Annotated in this window: 17 protein-coding genes; 13 read left to right on the forward strand and 4 right to left on the reverse strand. The window is 65.4% G+C overall.

The genetic code is table 11. The annotated features are described in order from the left end of the window. The first annotated feature begins 19 nt into the window (after positions 1-19). From G5S35_RS26540 to G5S35_RS26550, 3 genes are read left to right on the forward strand one after another with little or no spacing between them, the layout of a single operon-like run. The gene (locus G5S35_RS26540) at positions 20-826 is read left to right on the forward strand and encodes an ABC transporter ATP-binding protein (protein WP_183039965.1); all 807 of its coding nucleotides are present in this window, start codon (positions 20-22) and stop codon (positions 824-826) included. Beyond that, positions 823-1,821, forward strand: coding sequence for an ABC transporter substrate-binding protein (locus G5S35_RS26545; protein WP_183039966.1), 999 nt, complete (start codon positions 823-825; stop codon positions 1,819-1,821). Before G5S35_RS26540 ends, G5S35_RS26545 begins: the two co-directional genes overlap by 4 nt. After that, positions 1,818-2,852, forward strand: coding sequence for a FecCD family ABC transporter permease (locus tag G5S35_RS26550; RefSeq protein ID WP_183039967.1), 1,035 nt, complete (start codon positions 1,818-1,820; stop codon positions 2,850-2,852). Before G5S35_RS26545 ends, G5S35_RS26550 begins: the two co-directional genes overlap by 4 nt. Before the next feature lie 48 nt (positions 2,853-2,900). Here G5S35_RS26550 and G5S35_RS26555 read toward each other — a convergent pair whose 3' ends face one another. Together G5S35_RS26555 and G5S35_RS26560 are read right to left on the reverse strand one after the other, a co-directional pair. Then, positions 2,901-4,439 carry an amino acid permease gene (locus G5S35_RS26555; RefSeq protein ID WP_065060931.1) on the reverse strand — a complete coding sequence of 513 codons (1,539 nt, stop codon included), beginning with the start codon at positions 4,437-4,439 and terminating at the stop codon, positions 2,901-2,903. A 65-nt stretch (positions 4,440-4,504) separates the two neighbouring features. Beyond that, positions 4,505-5,281, reverse strand: a complete 777-nt coding sequence (locus tag G5S35_RS26560) for an SDR family NAD(P)-dependent oxidoreductase (RefSeq protein WP_065060932.1) — start codon at positions 5,279-5,281, stop codon at positions 4,505-4,507. Between the two features lie 233 nt (positions 5,282-5,514). On the opposite strand from G5S35_RS26560, the gene G5S35_RS26565 reads away from it, so the two are divergent. The 3 genes from G5S35_RS26565 to G5S35_RS26575 all read left to right on the forward strand — a co-directional run bounded on the left by G5S35_RS26565 (position 5,515) and on the right by G5S35_RS26575 (position 8,521). After that, positions 5,515-6,489 (forward strand): helix-turn-helix domain-containing protein, encoded by a 975-nt coding sequence (locus tag G5S35_RS26565; RefSeq protein WP_065060933.1) that lies wholly within the window; start codon positions 5,515-5,517, stop codon positions 6,487-6,489. 170 nt (positions 6,490-6,659) lie between these two features. After that, positions 6,660-7,565, forward strand: a complete 906-nt coding sequence (locus G5S35_RS26570; RefSeq protein WP_074981927.1) for an intradiol ring-cleavage dioxygenase — start codon at positions 6,660-6,662, stop codon at positions 7,563-7,565. Between the two features lie 143 nt (positions 7,566-7,708). Next, positions 7,709-8,521 carry a phosphodiesterase gene (locus G5S35_RS26575; protein ID WP_183039968.1) on the forward strand — a complete coding sequence of 271 codons (813 nt, stop codon included), beginning with the start codon at positions 7,709-7,711 and terminating at the stop codon, positions 8,519-8,521. Between the two features lie 16 nt (positions 8,522-8,537). Here the strand turns inward: G5S35_RS26575 and G5S35_RS26580 are convergent, their stop codons facing one another. Beyond that, a complete protein-coding gene (locus G5S35_RS26580) occupies positions 8,538-10,298 on the reverse strand; it encodes a methyl-accepting chemotaxis protein (protein ID WP_183039969.1) in 1,761 nt (586 codons plus the stop codon). A 705-nt stretch (positions 10,299-11,003) separates the two neighbouring features. Here G5S35_RS26580 and G5S35_RS26585 point away from each other — a divergent pair. Continuing rightward, complete coding sequence (locus G5S35_RS26585; RefSeq protein WP_221224336.1) at positions 11,004-11,552, forward strand: ATP phosphoribosyltransferase regulatory subunit; 549 nt, start codon at positions 11,004-11,006, stop codon at positions 11,550-11,552. A gap of 197 nt (positions 11,553-11,749) precedes the next feature. Beyond that, positions 11,750-12,082, forward strand: coding sequence for an H-NS family nucleoid-associated regulatory protein (locus G5S35_RS26590; protein WP_074981922.1), 333 nt, complete (start codon positions 11,750-11,752; stop codon positions 12,080-12,082). 290 nt (positions 12,083-12,372) lie between these two features. On the opposite strand, the gene G5S35_RS26595 is transcribed toward G5S35_RS26590, so the two are convergent. Continuing rightward, complete coding sequence (locus G5S35_RS26595; RefSeq protein WP_065060938.1) at positions 12,373-13,557, reverse strand: GGDEF domain-containing protein; 1,185 nt, start codon at positions 13,555-13,557, stop codon at positions 12,373-12,375. A 419-nt stretch (positions 13,558-13,976) separates the two neighbouring features. Between G5S35_RS26595 and G5S35_RS26600 the strand changes: the two genes are divergently transcribed. The 5 genes from G5S35_RS26600 to G5S35_RS26620 all read left to right on the forward strand — a co-directional run bounded on the left by G5S35_RS26600 (position 13,977) and on the right by G5S35_RS26620 (position 18,090). After that, entirely contained in the window at positions 13,977-14,588 is a 612-nt protein-coding gene (locus G5S35_RS26600; RefSeq protein ID WP_183039970.1) for a sigma-70 family RNA polymerase sigma factor, read from the forward strand. Next, positions 14,585-15,346, forward strand: a complete 762-nt coding sequence (locus G5S35_RS26605; protein ID WP_183039971.1) for an anti-sigma factor — start codon at positions 14,585-14,587, stop codon at positions 15,344-15,346. Before G5S35_RS26600 ends, G5S35_RS26605 begins: the two co-directional genes overlap by 4 nt. A gap of 121 nt (positions 15,347-15,467) precedes the next feature. After that, on the forward strand, positions 15,468-16,292 hold the full coding sequence (locus G5S35_RS26610) for a DUF1295 domain-containing protein (RefSeq protein WP_176080871.1): 825 nt from the start codon (positions 15,468-15,470) through the stop codon (positions 16,290-16,292). Beyond that, the gene (locus tag G5S35_RS26615; RefSeq protein ID WP_183039972.1) at positions 16,289-17,434 is read left to right on the forward strand and encodes an SAM-dependent methyltransferase; all 1,146 of its coding nucleotides are present in this window, start codon (positions 16,289-16,291) and stop codon (positions 17,432-17,434) included. The genes G5S35_RS26610 and G5S35_RS26615 overlap by 4 nt, the downstream gene beginning before the upstream one ends. A 47-nt stretch (positions 17,435-17,481) precedes the next feature. Next, positions 17,482-18,090 carry a lipocalin family protein gene (locus G5S35_RS26620; protein ID WP_074982189.1) on the forward strand — a complete coding sequence of 203 codons (609 nt, stop codon included), beginning with the start codon at positions 17,482-17,484 and terminating at the stop codon, positions 18,088-18,090. The last annotated feature ends 111 nt before the right edge of the window (positions 18,091-18,201 follow it).

Below are 18,201 nucleotides of genomic sequence, written 5' to 3' on the forward strand. Positions count from 1 at the left end.
TTCCTCAGGATGCCGAATTATGACGTCATTGCAGATCGACGGACTCGACTGGTCGCCACACGATGAACGCGGCGAACGCGGCGCGCGTGCGCTGCTGCACGCCATCGACGTCGACGTGAAGCCCGGCGAATTCGTCGGTCTGATCGGGCCGAACGGCAGCGGCAAAACCAGCCTGCTGCGTTGCGCGTTTCGTTACGCGAAGCCGCAGCGCGGCGCGATCACGCTCGACGGCGACGACGTCTGGGCGCAGAGCGCGCGCTGGAGCGCGCAGCGCATCGCGGTGCTGCTGCAGGACGCGCCCGATGATTTCGGCCTGAGCGTCGCGGAAGTCGTCGCGATGGGACGCACGCCGCATCAACGCGCGCTCGCGGGCGAAACGGCCGAGGACCGCGAACGCATCGAGCGCGCGCTGCTCGACGTCGGGCTCGCCCACGCACGCACACGGCCCTTCGCCACGCTGTCGGGCGGCGAGCGCCAGCGCGCGCTGCTCGCGCGTGCGCTCGTACAGGCGCCGCGCGTGCTGATGCTCGACGAACCCACCAACCATCTCGATCCACGCCATCAGATCGATTTGCTCGCGCTCGTGAAGCGTCAGCGCATCACGACGCTCGCGACGATCCACGATCTCAATCTCGCCGCCGCGTTCTGCGACCGGCTGTTCGTGATCGACGCGGGCGAGATCGTCGCGCGCGGCACGCCGGACCAGGTGCTGACCGAAGCGCTGCTCAAGCGCGTTTATGGCGTCGATGCGATCGTCGATCGCCATCCGGTGACGGGCGGGCCGCGCGTCACGTTGATCACCACGCATTCGGAGTCGAACGCATGAAAATGAACCGAGGTTTGCGCGCCGCTGTCGCGCTGCTGCTCGCGTGCGCGAGCGCGGCCGCGCACGCGGGCCACTATCCCGTCACGGTGCGCAGTTGCAATCGCGACGTGACGTTCACGCAGATGCCCGCGCGCGCCGTGAGCAACGACGTGAATCTCACGGAGATGATGCTCGCGCTCGGTCTGCGCACGCGCATGGCGGGCTTTACCGGCATCAGCGGCTGGAAGACGGCGGACCCCGCGTTGCAGGCCGCGCTGCTCGGTCTGCCCGAACTCGCGCGCCGCTATCCGTCGCTCGAAACGCTCGCTGCCGCGCACGCCGATCTCTACGTGGCGGGCTGGAATTACGGCATGCGCGTGGGCGGCCCGATCACGCCGCAAACGCTCGCGCGCTTCAATATCGCCACCTATGAACTCACGGAATCGTGCTCGCATGTGATGCCGCGACCGGCCGCTTCGCTCGACGATGTCTATAACGACCTGCGCAACCTCGGCGCGATTTTCGATGTCGAGGCGCGCGCACGGATGCTGATCGCGTCGATGCAATCGCGCGTCGCCGATGTGCGCCGCGTGCTGAATGCCAACACGCAGACGACGCCGCGCGTACTCGTCTACGACAGCGGCGAGGACAAGCCCTTCACGGCGGGCGCGCTCGCGATGCCCACGGCGCTGATCCGCGCGGCGGGCGGCCGCAACGTGATGGACGACGTCGCGCAAAGCTGGACCCAGGTGAGTTGGGAAAGCGTGGTCGCGCGCGATCCGCAGGTGATCGTAATCGTCGATTACGGCGCGGTGACGGCGGCGCAGAAGGAAGCGTTTCTGCTGAGCTCGCCCGCGCTTGCGAACGTCGCGGCGATTCGCGCGCGTCGCTTCGTCGTGGTGGCGTACGACGCGGCAACGCCGGGCGTGCGCAACGCGCAAGCCGTCGAAACGATCGCGCGCGGTTTGCATCCGGAAGCCTTTGCGGCGCACAACAACACACCGGGCACGCCATGAACGCACGCCCTTCGGACACATCCGCGCCATTGACGCTGCCCTTCACGGCGATCGTGTCGCTCGCGTGCGCGCTCGCCGTTTCCATCGTGCTCGCGGTCGGCTTCGGGCCGGCGCACATCGCGCCGCTCGACGTCGTGCGCACGGTGGCTTCGCACATCAGCGGCGGCGCGCAGATCAACACGATGATCGACGATATCGTCTGGCAAATCCGCCTGCCGCGCGTACTGCTGGGCGCGCTCGTGGGCGCCGCGCTCGCGCTGTCCGGCGCGGTCCTGCAAGCCGCCACGTCGAACCGTCTCGCCGATCCGCATCTGCTCGGCGTGAGCGCGGGGGCAAGCGTCGGCGCGGTCGCGGCGACGCTGTGGCTCGGCGCGGCATGGGGCGCGCTGACCTTGCCCGCGTGCGCCTTCGTCGGCGCGCTCGCGGCTACTGCGCTTGTGATCGATTGCGGCACGCGCGGCGCGCGGCTCGATGCGCAGCGCCTCCTGCTCGCGGGCGTCGCCATGTCGTTCGTGCTGATGGCGCTCGCGAATCTGCTGCTCTATATGGGCGATCAGCGCGCGTCCGCCTCGGTGCTGTTCTGGATGCTCGGCGGCCTCGGCCTCGCGCGCTGGAGTCTGCTCGGAATCCCCGCCGCGTTCGTCGCCGGCGGCCTGCTTCTGCTGATCGCGCGCCGTCGCGAACTCAATGCACTGATGAGCGGCGACATCGTGGCCGCCACGCTCGGCCTCAATGTGGCGCGCGTGCGCCGCGAGTTGTTCGTCGTGTGTTCGTTGCTGACGGCGGCCATGGTGGCCGTGAGCGGCGCGATTGGCTTCGTGGGACTGGTGGCGCCGCATATCGCGCGGCGACTCGTCGGCACCGATCATGCGCGCGTGCTGCCCGCCTCGGCGCTCGTCGGCGCGTTGCTGCTCGTATGGGCCGACGTGACCGCGCGCACGCTGATCGCGCCCGACGATTTGCCGGTTGGCGTGGTGACGGGATTATTCGGCGGCGCGTTTTTCGTGCTGTTGATCGGGCGCGGAAAATAAGCTGCATCGCCATTCACACGACTTCGGCGATGCAGCGTCATTCACGATTTATTTAGCGCCGATCTCATGTTCCGCGAGATTCAATTCGCGCTCGCGCTCGCTCGAGGTTTTCGCAATCGGCGGACCGGAAAAGCGGTGACGCACGCCGCCCACATACCAGATCGCGAGCAGCACGAGCAACAGGCTGACGATCAGATACAGGACTTTCTCGTTCGGCGGTTGAATGCCGACATAAGCGAGAATCAGCGCGCCGCCCACCGCCGCAATCGCAAACGGCTTCGAGAATTTGCCCAGTTGAAACGGTCCTTTCTCGGTCCAGGTGCGGCCTTCGGCGAAAATGCCGGCGGCAATCGGCATCGCATACGAAACGAACAGAAACACCGCACTGCCCGCGCTGAGTACCGTGAAGGCGTCGCCATAGAGCGTCGCGGCAATCGCGAGCACCGCCGACGTCCAGATCGCCGCGCCCGGCGTGCGATGCGCGGGATTGACCTTGCGTAGCCATTTCGATCCCGGCAGACCGCCGTCACGCGCAAAGGCGAACATCATGCGCGAGGTCGAGGTGACCGCGGCCAGCCCGCACGCGTAGTTGATAAAGAACATCAGCAATTCGATGCTGATGCGCAGCGGCGTGGGAATCGGCGCGAGAATGGCCTGGAAAAAGCCCGTTCCCTGTTTGACCGCCGCGCCGAGACTCGGCATCACGAGCACGAATGCGCACACCATCACGTAGCCGAACGTCGTCGACCAGAACACCGAACCGACAATACCGCGCGGCACGTTGCGCGCCGCCTGATGCGTTTCTTCGGACGTATGCGCGGACGCGTCGAAGCCCGTGATCGTATAGGCGGTCAGCAGCAGACCCGAGAGAAACGCCATCGCGATCGTCTGTTTCGGCCACGCGCTGCCGTCGGTGCCGGTGAAATTCGTGAACGTATAGAGCCGCGAGAGATCGATCTTGACCGGCGAATACGCCAGCAGCGACACCACGAGCACGACCGTCACGACGAAAATCAGGTAGCCGGACAGATCGGTAATCTTGCTCGTAATGCGAATGCCGCGATGATTCAGAAACGCCTGCGAAGCGGTAATCAGCGTGAGGAAAATCGTTTGATCCCACCAGCCGAGCGAATCGGGATTGACGCCGAACATTGGCGCAATCAAGGTGCGAAAGAACGGATCGTAGGTGCCGTAATTGATCGCGGCGACCACGAACACCAGACCGAGCAGATTCAGCCACGCGGTGAGCCAGCCCCAGGTCTTGCCGCCGAGAATCGAGCCCCAGTGATAGAGACCGCCCGCCGTGGGATACGACGAGGCGATCTGCGCCATCGCCGCCGCCACGACCAGCGCGAACAGCGAGCCGAGCGGCCAGCCGAGCCCGATCGATGCGCCGCCCGCCGCCGAAAATCCCATCTGAAACGACGTAATGCCGCCGGACAAAATGCAGATCAGCGAAAACGACACCGCGAAGTTGGAAAACGCGCCCATGCGGCGCGAAAGCTCCTGCGCGTAACCCATCTTGTGCAACAGCGAGACATCATGATCGGCGGATTCGGCCGCCGGTTCGATTGCATTCGCGTCCATATGACGATCCTTCAAGCGAGAGGGTGGAAACGTCGAACTGGTGATGATTTAATCCGTATTCCGTATCAAGCAGCCGTAAAACAGTTATCGACGAACAGATGCGCGCCGTTAATGAAACTCGCGTCGTCGCTGGCGAGGAACAGCGCGGCCTGCGCCACTTCCTCGGGCTTGCACAAGCGTCCCTGCTGAAGCGAGAGCGCCGCTTCGCTGGCGTCGAAACCATATTGCGCGAGTGCGCTGATTTCGCGCTGGCCGTGGGGCGTGTTGATGAAGCCCGGGCACACCGCGTTGCAGCGGATGCCGCGATCGCGATACTCGACCGCAATCGCGCGCGCGAACATCGCGCACGCGCCCTTGGTCGTGCAATAGAGCACTTCGAGCGGCGTGGCCGCGACCGACGAGATCGACGCCGTGCAGACGATCGAGCCCTTGCCCGCTTCGAGCATGTGAGGGAGCACCGCGCGCGTCATCATGAACATGCTTTTCACGTTGACGTTCATGAGCCAGTCGTAGTCGTCGTCGCTGGTGTCGAGAAACGGCTTCACGACGATGCTGCCCGCGTGGTTGAACAGCGTGTCGATACGGCCAAAACGCCCGATCACGCCCGCCACGGCGGCGTCCACGGCGGCGCGCTGCGAGACGTCCGCCACGAACAACTCCGCCACGCCGCCTTCGGCGCGGATGCGCGCGACGATTTCCTCGCCCGCGCCGCGATTGACGTCCACCACGGCCACCTGCGCGCCTTCGCGGTGAAACAGCAGCGACGCCGCGCCGCCCGCGCCCGTCGCCCCGCCCGATACGATGGCCACCTTGCCCGCCAGCTTTCCTGCCCTTTCCGTCATTCCCGGCTCCTATGCGCATTCACGGTACGCACAAGTTAGGTGCACCGAAAATCGGCCACTATCCAAATTTGGCAAAAAAATAAAATTGCCGTAAAAATCAGGAATCGCGAAAATCGGCAACGCATTGCTGCGATGCACGAGCGCCGGGCGCGGATCGTGCGCAGCCGCGTCCGCGCGTTGCTCCGGTCGATCGCCATTTTGCGGCGCCAGCCGAGGCCGTCCCGGGAGACTCCATGGAAGCGGGCTACTCGCCGAACGAGGCCATCCAGTTTCGGAACTGTCACAGCGTCGACGAACAGGCGGCGCTGCTCGACGCATGGAACCAGAGCTATTGCCAGCTTTCGCGCGGCACGTTCAACGGTTCGGTGACGTCGTTCATGGCGGGCGGCGTGAAAGTGCTGGTCGAGCGGCTGAACCGCACGGTTTATCAGCGGGGCGACGTGGTCGGCCATAAATTCGCGCTGGGCATTCCGTTTCAGCTCGAAGGGCATGCGCTGCTTTCGGGACAGACGAGTCACCTCGACGCGCTGCACGTGTTTTCCGGCCGCGACGGCTTCGAGTTTCTCTCGCCGGACCGCCATGTGTTCGTCAACCTCGAAATGGAGCCCGCCGCCGTGACGGATTTCGCCACGCGTGCACAGCTCGAATCGATCATCGCGCGCATCGGCGCGAAGGCGGGCGTGGTGAATATCGCGCCCGCGCGGCTCCAGCAATTCCGCGACGTGTTGAGCGTGCTGCTCGACGACGTGGTTCGCGCGCCGCGTTTGCTCCACGACCGCGAGAGCGTGAGCGCGCTGGAAAAAGCCATTATTTTCGGTCTGAGCGAAACACTGCATGATTTCCCCGATATCGCGCAGCACGAACGCGGCGAAGCGCGCATCGCGCGAAACTGGCAACTGGTGCGCAGCGTGCGCGATATCGTCGAAGGGTCGCCCGATTGCCCGCTCTCCGTCGCCGAGCTGTGCGCGCGTATGCACGCGAGCCGACGCACGGTGCAGTATGCGTTCGAAGAGACGACCGGCATCAGTCCGCTCGCGTATATGCGCGCCGTGCGTCTTGCGCGCGTGCGCAAGGAACTCGTGCATGCGGCCACGGTGACCGAGGTCGCCACGCGCTGGGGATTCTGGCATTTCGGCAATTTCGCCAGTGAATACCGCGAGCAATTCGGCGAGTTGCCGAGCGAGACGTGGCGCAGGAATCGCGCGTGAAGTCCATGCCGATTGGGCGGCACACGAATTCGATGCGTACGCAACCAATATGGGGCGCACCCCAACCTTTCCGGGCAGAAAGAATCGGCAATAAAACGTAATGCCGGATGTAATCGCCAGGCGACTTCGCTCCGGTAGAGTGCGGACATTCCGCACCTTGCAGCACAATAATGACCTCACGCCTGTCACGACGGGAATTCATCAAACTGACCATCGCCGTGGGCACCACCGCTTCGGTCTTCGACGCGAATTCCCTCGCCCTCGCCAACCCCGCGCCCTGCCAGCTCACGCCCGAACAGGAAGTCGGTCCTTACTGGATCGACGGCGCGCTGATGCGCAGCGACATCCGCGAAGGCAAGCCCGGCGTGGCGCTGACGCTCGACATCGTGCTGACCGACAAGCGCACCTGCGCGCCGCTCGTGGGCGCCGCCGTCGACATCTGGCAATGCGACGCGATGGGCATCTATTCCGGCTACACGAAAACGGCGGCCATGCCGCCGCCGCCCGATTTCGCCTCGGGCGCGCCGGGCCGTCCGCCTGCGGGGATGCCGTTCGGCGTGCCGCCCGGCGGTTTCCAGGGTCAGCCCGGCCGGCCGCCCGGTCCGCCGCCGCCCACCGATCACCTCACCTTCCTGCGCGGCATGCAGCACACCGACCGCAGCGGCGCGGTCAGGTTCGAAACCATCGTGCCGGGCGTGTATCCCGGGCGCACGAATCACATCCACTTCAAGGTCCGCACGCCGGATGCGCAGCACGCGAAAGGCACGCACGTCTCGCACGTCGGCCAGCTCTTTCTGCCCGAAGCGCTGATGGTGCAGCTGATGCAAACCGATCCATATCGCGCGCACTCGATCCGGCGCACGACGTCGCGCGAGGACCCGGTGTTCACGGACCAGCACGGTTCGAGCATGATCGCCAGCGTGAATCCGTTCACCGTGGATGGTCGCGTCAAGCCTCTGCGCGCGCGCGTGGAAGCGGTCGTCGATCCCGACGCCACGCCGCAACCGGTCGAACCGCGGTTTGATCCGAACTTCGGTCCGCGCGCCGATTCGCACTTCGGTCCGCCGCCGCGCTAACGCGCCGCGCGTCCTCCCCGATCGCTCACGGAAAAAGCGGCCAATCAAACTCAACGGTTTTTGGCCGCTTATTTTTGGCCGCTTAATCTCGTCTCGTTGCCGATATGTTCAACACGCGCGAGCCGATACGGCAGGAGGAATGCGTGAGCGTCATTGCCCAGATTTCGGATATTCATGTGCGGCCGCGCGGCCAGCGCTATCAGGATCTCGTCGATTCGAACGCGATGTTCGCGCAAGCGGTCGCCACGCTCAACCGACTCGATCCCGCGCCCGATTTCGTCCTTATCAGCGGCGACCTGACCGACGAAGGCCGGCCCGACGAATACGCCATGCTGCGCGAATTGCTCGCGCCGTTGCGGCTGCCGTATGCGGTGATGCCGGGCAATCACGATCATCGCCGGTTTCTGCGCGAGGCGTTTGCCGATCACGCGTGGCTGCCGCGCGAAGGCGAACTGCATTTCGGCATCGACGCAGGCGCGATTCGTCTGCTCGCGCTCGACTCGACCGTGCCCGGTTTTCACCACGGCGAATTGAGTCCGGCTTCGCTCGACTGGCTCGAACGCGAACTCGTCGAACATGCGCGGCGGCGCGTGATGATCGCGTTGCATCACCCGCCGTTCGCGACCGGCATTCCTTATCTCGACCTGTACGGCATGACGAATGTGAAGCCGCTGCGCGATCTCGTCGCGCGTCACGCCAACGTCGATCGCATCGTTGCGGGCCACGTGCATCGTTCGATGCACGCGCGTCTTGGCAACGTGCCGGTGTTGACGTGCCCGAGCACAACGACGCAAATCGCGCTGCGGCTCCAACCCGACGCCGATCCGGCGTCATACATGGAACCGCCCGCCTTCATGCTGCATCGCTGGAGCGACGACGATCGCGACGGTGAAAGCAGCGCGGTCTCGCATCTTTGCTATATCGGTCAGTTCGACGGACCGCTGCCGTTCGCGTGAGCGTCGCGCGGCTTGATCAGAACGTGTCCCAGCCGTCGTTGTCGATCAGCGCAGGAGCGGAAGCGGGAGCCGGCGCGGCCGCAGGTTTTGCGGGCGCGGCGGTCTTGCGCACCGCCGTCGCAGGCGCGCGCGTGCTCACTTTGCGCGGCGCAACGCCCGCAGCACGAACCGGCGCGGCCGCCACGCTCACCGCCTGAAACCCCGCCTCGGCGTCCAGATGGAAAAACGCAATCGCCTGATTCAACTTCACGCCCTGATCCTCGAGCGATTTCGACGCGGCCGCCGCTTCCTCCACCAGCGCCGCGTTCTGTTGCGTGACGTCGTCCATCTGCGTGATCGCCTGATTGACCTGCTCGATCCCGCGGCTCTGCTCGGTCGACGCGGCGGCGATTTCGCCCATGATGTCGGTCACGCGCGCGACGGCCTGCGTAACTTCCGCCATCGTCCGGCCCGCCTCATCCGCCAGCGACGAACCGTCCTGAATCTTCTGCACCGACGCGTTGATCAGTTCCTTGATCTCCTTCGCCGCGCTCGACGAGCGTTGCGCGAGGCTGCGCACTTCGCTCGCGACCACCGCGAAACCGCGCCCCTGCTCGCCCGCGCGGGCCGCTTCCACCGCCGCATTCAGCGCGAGAATGTTGGTCTGGAACGCAATCCCTTCGATGATGCCGGTGATGTCGGCGATCCGCGTGGAGCTCGTGCTGATCTCGCCCATCGTCTCGACCACCTGGCCGACCACCTGATTGCCGCGCCCCGCCACTTCCGATGCGTTGTGCGAGAGCGCGCTCGCCTGCTGGGCGTTTTCGGCGTTCTGCTTCACGGTCGAGGTCAACTCCTCCATGCTCGCCGCGGTTTCCTGCAACGACGCCGCCTGCTGTTCCGTGCGCGACGACAGTTCCGTGTTGCCCGACGCAATCTGGCTCGCACCGGTGCCGATGCTGTTCGCGGACGTGCGGACCTGCCCGATCAGGCTCACGAGGCTCGCCTGCATCTCGCCCATCGAGGCAAGCACGCTACCCGCGGGCGCGCGCTGCGCACCCGGCACCGGACGCAGATCGCCCGACGCCACGCGCTGCGTGACTTCGCCGAGTTCGGCCGGTTCGGCGCCCAGCGCGCGCAACAGCCCGCGCGTGATGAGCACGCCCGCCAGCACCGCCAGCGCGACGGCGGCGAGGCAAATCGCGATCAGCAGCATGCGTTGCCGCGCGAATTGCTCCGCCGATTCCTGGACCTGTTGCGCCGCGCGCTCCTGGGTGAAATCGGCGAAATCGTTCGACGCCTTGATCAGCGCCGCGAGCAAAGGCCGGCATTTCGTGTCGATTTCGGCGATCGCGGCGTCGCGTTGATTCTTCAGCGCCAGCCGGTCGATATCGAGCGCGACCGGACGATACAGCGCTTCGATGCGCGGCAGTTCGGCGGCCAGGCTGCGGCCTTTTTCGTTCATGTCGGACGCGCTCGCAACGAGGGCGTTGAAGGTGTCGAGATTGGTTTCGACGCGCCGTTCGGCGTCCTCGACCGCGGCTTTTTCGAGCGCGACGTCCTCGGGCGTGGTGACCAGCACCAGATTGCGCACCGCCATCGCACGATCGTCGACTGCCGTGCGGACCGCGACCGCCGCCCTGGCGCGCGCGTCGATCCCGCTGACGTAGCCCGCGAAGCGGTTATTCGCGGCGTTCAATTCGTGCAACGACAACGCGGACACGATCAACACGATAAAGGCCAAAATCCCGAACGCACCCGTGAGCTTTGCCTTCACCGACAATCGATTCAGATTCATATTTTTTGTTTTCCATTTCTATGAAGGGGCAAATAAGGCGGACGGTCGCTTTTACGATGCCCAATTCACGCAACGGAACAATATGCGTCTGCGCCCCCGGCAGACGTATGCGCAGAGCATATGATTTTACTGAGTCCGCGTGAATAAACCGCAGAAAAACCGTCGTGAAATCAACGCGCAAACGTTAGCGGAATATTGTATTTTTCTATGAGGCATATTTACCGTATAGAATGCCGGCTCCAATAAAATGTGCCATACGTGCGCATCTTTAATCCCGAAACGAATCAATCGGAAAATATTTCCGGATTAATACCGGAGCGCGCCGCTAAAACCCACGACCCGATACCGCTGGCAATAAGTGGTAATAAAAAGTGGATACGAACGCAGCCATTCACAGACGCAATTCGCTGTGTCATTATCGGAGCATGGAACTCCGTCACGAACTCGCCCGGTTTCATCATCATCGCGGTCGCCACACCTTGCGCCGGGGTTCGTTACGTCCATCGCTCTGAAGCCGCCGGCTTCGGACACCAGGAACCAGGCGCCAGATGGCGCCTTTTTTATTGCCTACGGAGAAAAACATGACTATGCTTCGCGGAACCCGTTTCGTCACCGGCCAGTCGGCCGCCGTCATGCGCTCGCTCGAAAACCGCTTCCGGAGCTACCTTCATTGATCGTGGCGCTGAAGAAGCGATCGTCCCGGCGTTGTGGTCGCAAGACACCTTCGTCGAGAAAGCCGGCGGCAGCGAAATCCTCCAGCAGATGTGGACGTTCACCGATAAATCCGGTCGGCCATGCTGTCTGATTCCGGAAGCCACCGCGCTCTTTCAGGAACAGGCGGTCAATCTGCTCGGCGGTGCGCGCGAACGGATGCTCTTTTATATTGCACGGTGTTACAGGTACGAGCGGCCGCAAGCCGGTCGATACCGCGAATTTACGCAACTCGGCTTTGAATATCTATGCGCGGAACCTGAACGCGCGGCGGCATTCAGCGTCGATGTCGCAACGGGGTTTCTGGATTCATTGGGTGTCCGATATGATCTCGACCGTGCCGCGCGCCGGGGCTTGAGCTATTACCTCGGCGGCCAGGGTTTTGAAATGCGCTGCGCGGCGCTCGGCGCCCAGCAGCAGATCGCGGGCGGTGGCGCGTATCGCGAAGGCGCGGGTTTCGGCATCGGTCTCGAACGCCTGGTGCTCGCGATGTCGTCATCGTCTTTGGGCGAGTTAAACGCGCCGGATGATCAATCGTCTTAAAGTAAACGTTCGGCGCGAGTTGGCGGTCTGGCGCATGTCGGTCAATCGACGCGCTCGCCTGCTCGCGCCGGCTCTCTCTGATTGAAAAATGCTGCGTGCATCCCGCACCCCGGGCGCGCAGCCGTGCTATCGTTGCGGCATGCGATTTGCGACCTGCAAAGTGCAGCACAGTCCCTCGCATGAAGGAGTTTTTAAACGTGGATGAACGTAAACGGGAAAGCATCGTTGCTTACCTTCGCCGCAGAATGGAAGAGTTCGGCATCGAGCCGGACGACATCGCGGCCTCGATCGCTGCCGATCAGCTTCGAATTCGCGCCGCGCGTTATCAAAACGCGGCGGGCGACACCTGGGACGGTCAGGGTGAAATGCCGCAATGGCTCGTACAAGTGACTAGCGCCGGTCAGGCGCTGGAGCACTTCGCCATTCGCAAACCGGAAGAGCGCGCCGAAGCGCCGCGCCCGCGCGTCGACTGGGCCAACGACCCTTTCGCCGGCAGCCGCCTCGCGACCGTCAGCGCCGAACGCCTGTAAATCACCCATTCACCGTCAATCAGCAAGCGAGCCGCGCCGGCGCTGAATCGCACCGCGCGGAGATGTTGCGCGCCCCTGTCATTCGCCGCTGTTCAATCGTGTTTGGGTTGTATTTGGGCTTTTCCCCAGGCGGGTTTTCGCTGATCGGTTTTATCGCTCGTTTTTGTCTTTTTCGTCTATTGAGCATTGCGCCATTCGCCATGATTCGCCGACCATGAATCATCGGGAATAACGCATCGAGTGTTTCCGCCGGGCGCCAACCTGCCCGCCATGAATCCAGCCGCATCCTTTCAGCGCAATGCGGCCAGATAACCGGTTTCGCGATTGCCTTCGTGCGTGCCCGCGGCCACCGCCACCCGATTACGCCCCGCCGCTTTCGCAACGTAAAGCGCGGCGTCCACGCGCGCGATGGCGCTCTCCAGGCTTTCGGTTGCGCCGATGCTGTCCACGCCCGCGCTGAGCGTGCAGGACACGCCGTCCGTGGACGAACACTCGACGGCCACTCTCAGCGCATTGGTCGACGCCTCCGCCTCGCGTCTCGTGACATCGACGAACGCGACGGCGAACTCCTCGCCGCCCAGCCGCCCGAACAGATCGCACGGCCGGATCTGCGCAGCGACGATCCGCGAAATATGCGCGAGCAGCCGGTCGCCTGCCGCATGGCCGAAGCTGTCGTTGACCGTCTTGAACTTGTCGATGTCGAGAATGGCGATCGCCATCGTGCCGCCGCGCGCGCGCCGGTGCGCGAGCAACGCCTGCGCCCGCTCCATGAATGCGCGTCGCGTGAGCGCGCCCGTCAATTCGTCGACGGTGGCGAGCTTTTCCATTCTGCGCAGAATGCGTTCGTGCGCGAGCATCACCATGCCCGTCGACATGCACGGCAGCGAGACGATTGCGAGCCCGAGCAGCGCGATATTCCACGGCGACGGTTGCAAAAACGACAATGCCGGCGCAAGGCCCAGCACGATCGCGACGATACGCGCGAGATAAACCAGCGCGCCCAGCCAGGCGGCCACCGCGATCAGGCGGCAGGCGTAGCTCGCGCCGTCACGCGCGGCGTGACGCAACGCGAGGCTGCCCACCACGAAGCGGCCATACACGAAACCCAGCGAGACGATCACGCCGCGCGCATTCGCACTGGGCGCAACACGGGTGAAGTAGACCAGCGCGGCTACGGCGAAGACGAGCGCCGCGCATTCGTCGCGACGCACGGGCGGCACGTCGAAGAATCGCCGCGTGCCCTGCACGAGCAGCAGCACCGCGCCCAGCGTCAGCGAACTCACGCCGACGATCGTCATCGCGCCCGCCTGCATTCCGCCGATCAGAATCCACGTCGCCGCCACGCCGAGCAGCGCATAACCCACGCACCAGCGGCCCACGCCCGGCACCGACGCGCGCACGAGCGAACCCAGCACGGCCACGCTCATCAGACACGAAACGATCAGGATCGCCAAAAGAGCGAAAGCGCTGGGCATGAGAACGAATTCAGGCGGCGATAAAAATCAGAGGAAAAAGCGATCAGGGAAAACCACGTGTTATGCCGGATCGCGAAAGACAATCGAAATCTTTTAAAAGCTGTTTAAAACCCGCGCGGCGACATCTGGCGCTCGGGCTGCACCCGTTTGATGCGGGACGCCTATCGTATCGCACGTCACGTCTGAAAAAATGACGATCGAAGCCAGGCGGTTCAATTCATGCACGCGAATGCGCGGATGCAATGCGCGTCCGCCGCGCGCGCGCATCCGTATATCGTGAAACCCTTCGCTTCACGCTCATGACGCCAGCCGACTTTCGCCACGCTCGTTGTCCGTACCGCCCGCCGCCGCGCATCGGGCGGTCGATGCTATATTCGGGCCCATGTCCTCCAGCGGGTGCGCCAGCGCGCCCTCCTCGCATGAGTGATCCGTCCGGCGGCCTCGACGACAACGCAGCCTCGCCATCCGCACGCGCCGAGGCGTCCGACGCGGCGCGCCGCGCGCGTCTGAACCAGTTGCTCGACGCCACGGCGCGCGGCGAGCAGCGCGCTTTCGCCGAGCTTTACCGGCTCGCCTCCGGCCATGTCTTCGCCGTGCTCGCGCGCATGGTTCACGACCGCGCCGAAGCCGAAGATCTGCTTCAGGAAGTGTTCACGGCCGCATGGCGTCGCGCCGATACGTTCGATGCCGCGCGCGGCGGCGCGATGACCTGGCTCGTGACGCTCGCGCGCAACCGCGCGATCGACCGCCTGCGCCAGCATCACGAAAGTCCGCTCGACGACGCCGTCGCGCACGCCATCGCCGACGACGATCCCACGCCCGCCGCCCGCGCCGAAGCCAGCGAGGAATGCCAGCGGCTCGAACGCTGCATGGCGCAACTCGAACCCACGCAGCGCGGCGCGGTCCGCGAAGCGTTTTTCAGCGGCGCGACTTACAGCGAACTGGCGGAGCGTCTGAGCGTGCCGCTCGGCACGCTGAAAAGCTGGATCCGGCGCAGCCTCATGCAACTCAAATCGTGTCTGGAATCATGAGCACGCCCGCCGATCACGATCCCGACCTGCTCGGCGCCGAATACGCGCTCGGCGTGCTCGACGCGAACGAGCGGCGCGCGCTCGAACACGCCGCCGAAACCGATCCCGTCCTGCTCGCCGCCATCGAACGCTGGCAGCGCCGCCTCGGGCCGCTCGCCGAGGAACTGCGTCCGCTGGCCGTGCCCGCGCGCGTGTGGACCCGCATCGAGCGCGATCTCGGCTTCCTGCCACCGCGCCGCACGCCGACGCAAGATGCGGGACCGTGGTGGAACAGCTTGCGCCTGTGGCGCTTCGTGGGCGTCGGTGCGAGCGTCGCGGCGCTCGCGCTCGCGCTGGTCAACGTGGTCGTGCTGCGCGAGATGCAGGCGATACACGAGGCCGCGGGCCCGGCGCCGGTGGCCGCCGCGCCCGGCGGCGCCTATATGGTCGCGACGATCGCCCGCCCCGACGGCATCGCCCACTGGACCGCAACCGTCGATCTGCGCCGCAGCGAAATGGTCGTCGTGCCCGCCGTGAAGCCGACCGTGCCGGCCGGACGCGCCACCGAACTCTGGCTGATTGCGCCCGGCGAAAAGCCGGTCGCGCTCGGTGTGTTCCCAGCCGATGCGCCCGCACACATGAACCTGCCCGCCAGCGTGGTCGCGAAGCTCAGCGCGCGCGCCGTGCTGGCCGTCTCGATCGAACCGACCGGCGGCTCGCCGACGGGCCAGCCGACCGGCCCCGTCGTCGCTACCGGCACGATGCACGCCACGGCCTGAGCCCCCCGCCGCGCGTCGGCGCGGCGCGTTCGTCCCTCGCGACGATTCCGCAGCACTGGCGCTGCATCCAAACGCCGCGCTCGTCCGTATCTCCCGGCATCAGCCTCCTCACGGAGTCTCCATGCCGATCACCACCGCCGTTCTTGCCACGTTTGGCGCGCTCGTCGTCGCGTTCGGCGTCGTCTGGCTCGTGCAATTGCGCACCGGCAACGCGGGCATGATCGACCCGGTCTGGGCGCTGTCGCTCGGCGCCGTGGCCGTCTTCGCCGCCCTCGCCGGTCCGGGCGCGATGCTGAACCGCGTGGCGGTCGCGTTCGGCGGCGGCGTGTGGGGTCTGCGGCTCGGCGCGCATCTCTGGCGACGCAACCGTCGCGGCCCGGAAGACCCGCGCTACGCCGCGCTGCGCACGCGCTGGGGGCGCCACGCGCCGGCGCGCATGCTCGGCTTCTTCATGCTCCAGGCAGTGATCTCGCTGCTGCTGTCGATCGCGTTCTTCGTGCCCGCCTGGCAGGCGCACACGCCGTCGATTCCGGCCATCGTCATCGCCTTGTCCATCGGCTTCGCGGCGCTCGCGGGCGAAGCCGCCGCCGACCGCCAGTTGCGCGGCCATCTCGCCGATCCCGCCGCGCGCGGCCAGGTCTGCACGCGCGGCTGGTGGCGTTACTCGCGCCATCCGAATTACTTCTTCGAATCGCTGCACTGGTGCGCCTACACGGTCTGGTCGATCGGCCAGCCCTGGGGTTGGGCGACGCTCGTGCCGCCGTTCGCGATGGCGTGGCTGCTGCTCAAGCTCTCCGGCGTGCCGCTGCTCGAAGCGCGGCTCGTGCAGACGCGTGCCGGCTATCGCGACTACATGGCGACCACGCACGCGTTCATTCCGTGGCCGCCGCGCCACGCGCACGCCGACGACGCCTCACATCGCCCTTCGAGGAGCCCGCGATCATGACCGTGACCGTTCCGCCGTTGCAGGATTCGCACGACCGTCCGCACGACACACCGCACGACACGCCGCCGCCATCGAGCACTTACGACACCTCGCTTGCGATCCGCCTGTGCGAACGCGGCTGGCTGCCCGATGCGTTGATCCGCATGGGCATGCGCACGCTGCTGCGCCGCCGTCTCGCCGACGAACACGCGCACGACGGCACGCGACGCGCCGAAGCGTTCGAAACGCTGATCGACGAACTGCGCGCCAGCCCGATCGCCATCGAAACGCAGGCCGCCAACGCGCAGCACTACGAGATTCCGGGCGCGTTCTTCGCGGCGCATCTCGGGCCGCGCCTGAAGTATTCGTGCGGCTACTATCCGCGCGGCGACGAAACGCTCGCGCAGGCCGAGGACGCCATGCTTGCGCTCTATGCAGCGCGCGCGGAACTCGCCGACGGTCAGCGCATCCTCGACCTCGGCTGCGGCTGGGGCGCGCTCACGCTCTGGCTCGCGCAACGTTATCCGCATGCGAGCATCGTCGGGCTGTCGAATTCGCACGGGCAGCGCGCGTTCATCGAGCGCCGCGCCAACGAGCTGGGGCTCGCGAATCTGCGCATCGTGACCGGCGATGTCGCGCGCTTTGAGTTCGCGCCCGGCGAGCCGCGTTTCGACCGCGTGCTGTCGATCGAAATGTTCGAGCACATGAAGCACTACGGCCTGCTGCTCGCGAAGATTGCGCGCTGGCTCGACGACGACGGCCGACTCTTCGTGCATCTGTTCGCGCATCGGCTGCTCGCGTATCACTTCGAGGTGCGCGACGGCAGCGACTGGATGTCCCGTCATTTCTTCACGGGCGGCACGATGCCCTCGGCGCATCTGCTGCTGCGTTTTCAGGACGATCTGCGCGTCGAGCGGCAATGGTGGATCGACGGCACGCATTACGCGCGCACCGCGAACCAGTGGCTCGCCGCGCTCGATGCCGCGCGCGCCCAGGCGCTGCCGCTGCTCGACGCGAGCGGCAACCCGCGTCTCGCGTTCCAGCGCTGGCGCATGTTCTATCTGGCCGTGGCCGAACTGTTCGGCTATGCGCGCGGCGAGGAGTGGGGCGTCGCGCATTATCTGCTGCGCAAGCGCGCGGCGCGGCCTGGCACCAGCGAGTAAGCGCGATGCCGACGATGCTTTTCATGCCTGATTTCAGGCGCGATTTCATGCGTGATTTCATGCGATCCCTGCGGCGTGTAACGTTCTTCGCGCCGCTATCGCTCGTGGCATGCATCGCGCTCGGCGGCTGCACGAACGGGCCGCCCAATCCGAATCCTCGCGCCGACCAGCCGCTCGAACCGGTCAGCGTCGACCTGCCGCGCTACATGGGCCGCTGGTACGTGATCGCCAACATTCCGTATTTCGCGGAACGCGGTTTCGTGGCGAGCCGCGCCGAGTGGACGCTGCGCGCGGACGGCCGCATCGACGACGCCTTCTTCGGTCGCAAAGGCGGCTTCGACGCGCCCGAAAAGCACTACCGCTTCGTCGATGCGGTCGTGCCCGGCAGCGGCGGCGGGCGCTGGCGCGTGCGCCTGTTCTGGCCGATCCACGTCACACAGCTCACGCTCTATGTCGACCCGGATTATCGCGTGACGATCCTCGGTTATCCGGGCAAATCGCTCGGCTGGATTTTCTCGCGCGAGCCCGAGATGGACGACGCGACCTATCACGCACTGCTCGCGCGTCTCGATGCGATGGGCTACGACAGCACGCGTTTTCGACGCGTGCCGCAGTTTCCCGCGCAATTGGGTCAGCCGGGATTTGCTTCGCCGTAGTTTCGCGCGACTTTCGCGCGCATCGCGTGCATCCGCGCGCGCCTTCCGTCCGTATCTGCACACAAGGAAGTCTGCACGCAGCAGTCACCGATTCCATGACGACAACGCACG

The sequence above is a fragment of the Paraburkholderia tropica genome (genome assembly GCF_014171495.1).
GTDB classification, from domain to species: domain Bacteria; phylum Pseudomonadota; class Gammaproteobacteria; order Burkholderiales; family Burkholderiaceae; genus Paraburkholderia; species Paraburkholderia tropica.

Excerpts from the sequence above, each read along its gene's own strand:
- G5S35_RS26540 (WP_183039965.1), top strand. The coding sequence starts at position 20 with ATGACGTCATTGCAGATCGACGGACTCGACTGGTCGCCACACGATGAA.
- G5S35_RS26545 (WP_183039966.1), top strand. The coding sequence starts at position 823 with ATGAAAATGAACCGAGGTTTGCGCGCCGCTGTCGCGCTGCTGCTCGCG.
- G5S35_RS26550 (WP_183039967.1), top strand. The coding sequence starts at position 1,818 with ATGAACGCACGCCCTTCGGACACATCCGCGCCATTGACGCTGCCCTTC.
- G5S35_RS26555 (WP_065060931.1), bottom strand. The coding sequence starts at position 4,439 with ATGGACGCGAATGCAATCGAACCGGCGGCCGAATCCGCCGATCATGAT.
- G5S35_RS26560 (WP_065060932.1), bottom strand. The coding sequence starts at position 5,281 with ATGACGGAAAGGGCAGGAAAGCTGGCGGGCAAGGTGGCCATCGTATCG.
- G5S35_RS26565 (WP_065060933.1), top strand. The coding sequence starts at position 5,515 with ATGGAAGCGGGCTACTCGCCGAACGAGGCCATCCAGTTTCGGAACTGT.
- G5S35_RS26570 (WP_074981927.1), top strand. The coding sequence starts at position 6,660 with ATGACCTCACGCCTGTCACGACGGGAATTCATCAAACTGACCATCGCC.
- G5S35_RS26580 (WP_183039969.1), bottom strand. The coding sequence starts at position 10,298 with ATGAATCTGAATCGATTGTCGGTGAAGGCAAAGCTCACGGGTGCGTTC.
- G5S35_RS26595 (WP_065060938.1), bottom strand. The coding sequence starts at position 13,557 with ATGCCCAGCGCTTTCGCTCTTTTGGCGATCCTGATCGTTTCGTGTCTG.
- G5S35_RS26600 (WP_183039970.1), top strand. The coding sequence starts at position 13,977 with ATGAGTGATCCGTCCGGCGGCCTCGACGACAACGCAGCCTCGCCATCC.
- G5S35_RS26605 (WP_183039971.1), top strand. The coding sequence starts at position 14,585 with ATGAGCACGCCCGCCGATCACGATCCCGACCTGCTCGGCGCCGAATAC.
- G5S35_RS26610 (WP_176080871.1), top strand. The coding sequence starts at position 15,468 with ATGCCGATCACCACCGCCGTTCTTGCCACGTTTGGCGCGCTCGTCGTC.
- G5S35_RS26615 (WP_183039972.1), top strand. The coding sequence starts at position 16,289 with ATGACCGTGACCGTTCCGCCGTTGCAGGATTCGCACGACCGTCCGCAC.
- G5S35_RS26620 (WP_074982189.1), top strand. The coding sequence starts at position 17,482 with ATGCGTGATTTCATGCGATCCCTGCGGCGTGTAACGTTCTTCGCGCCG.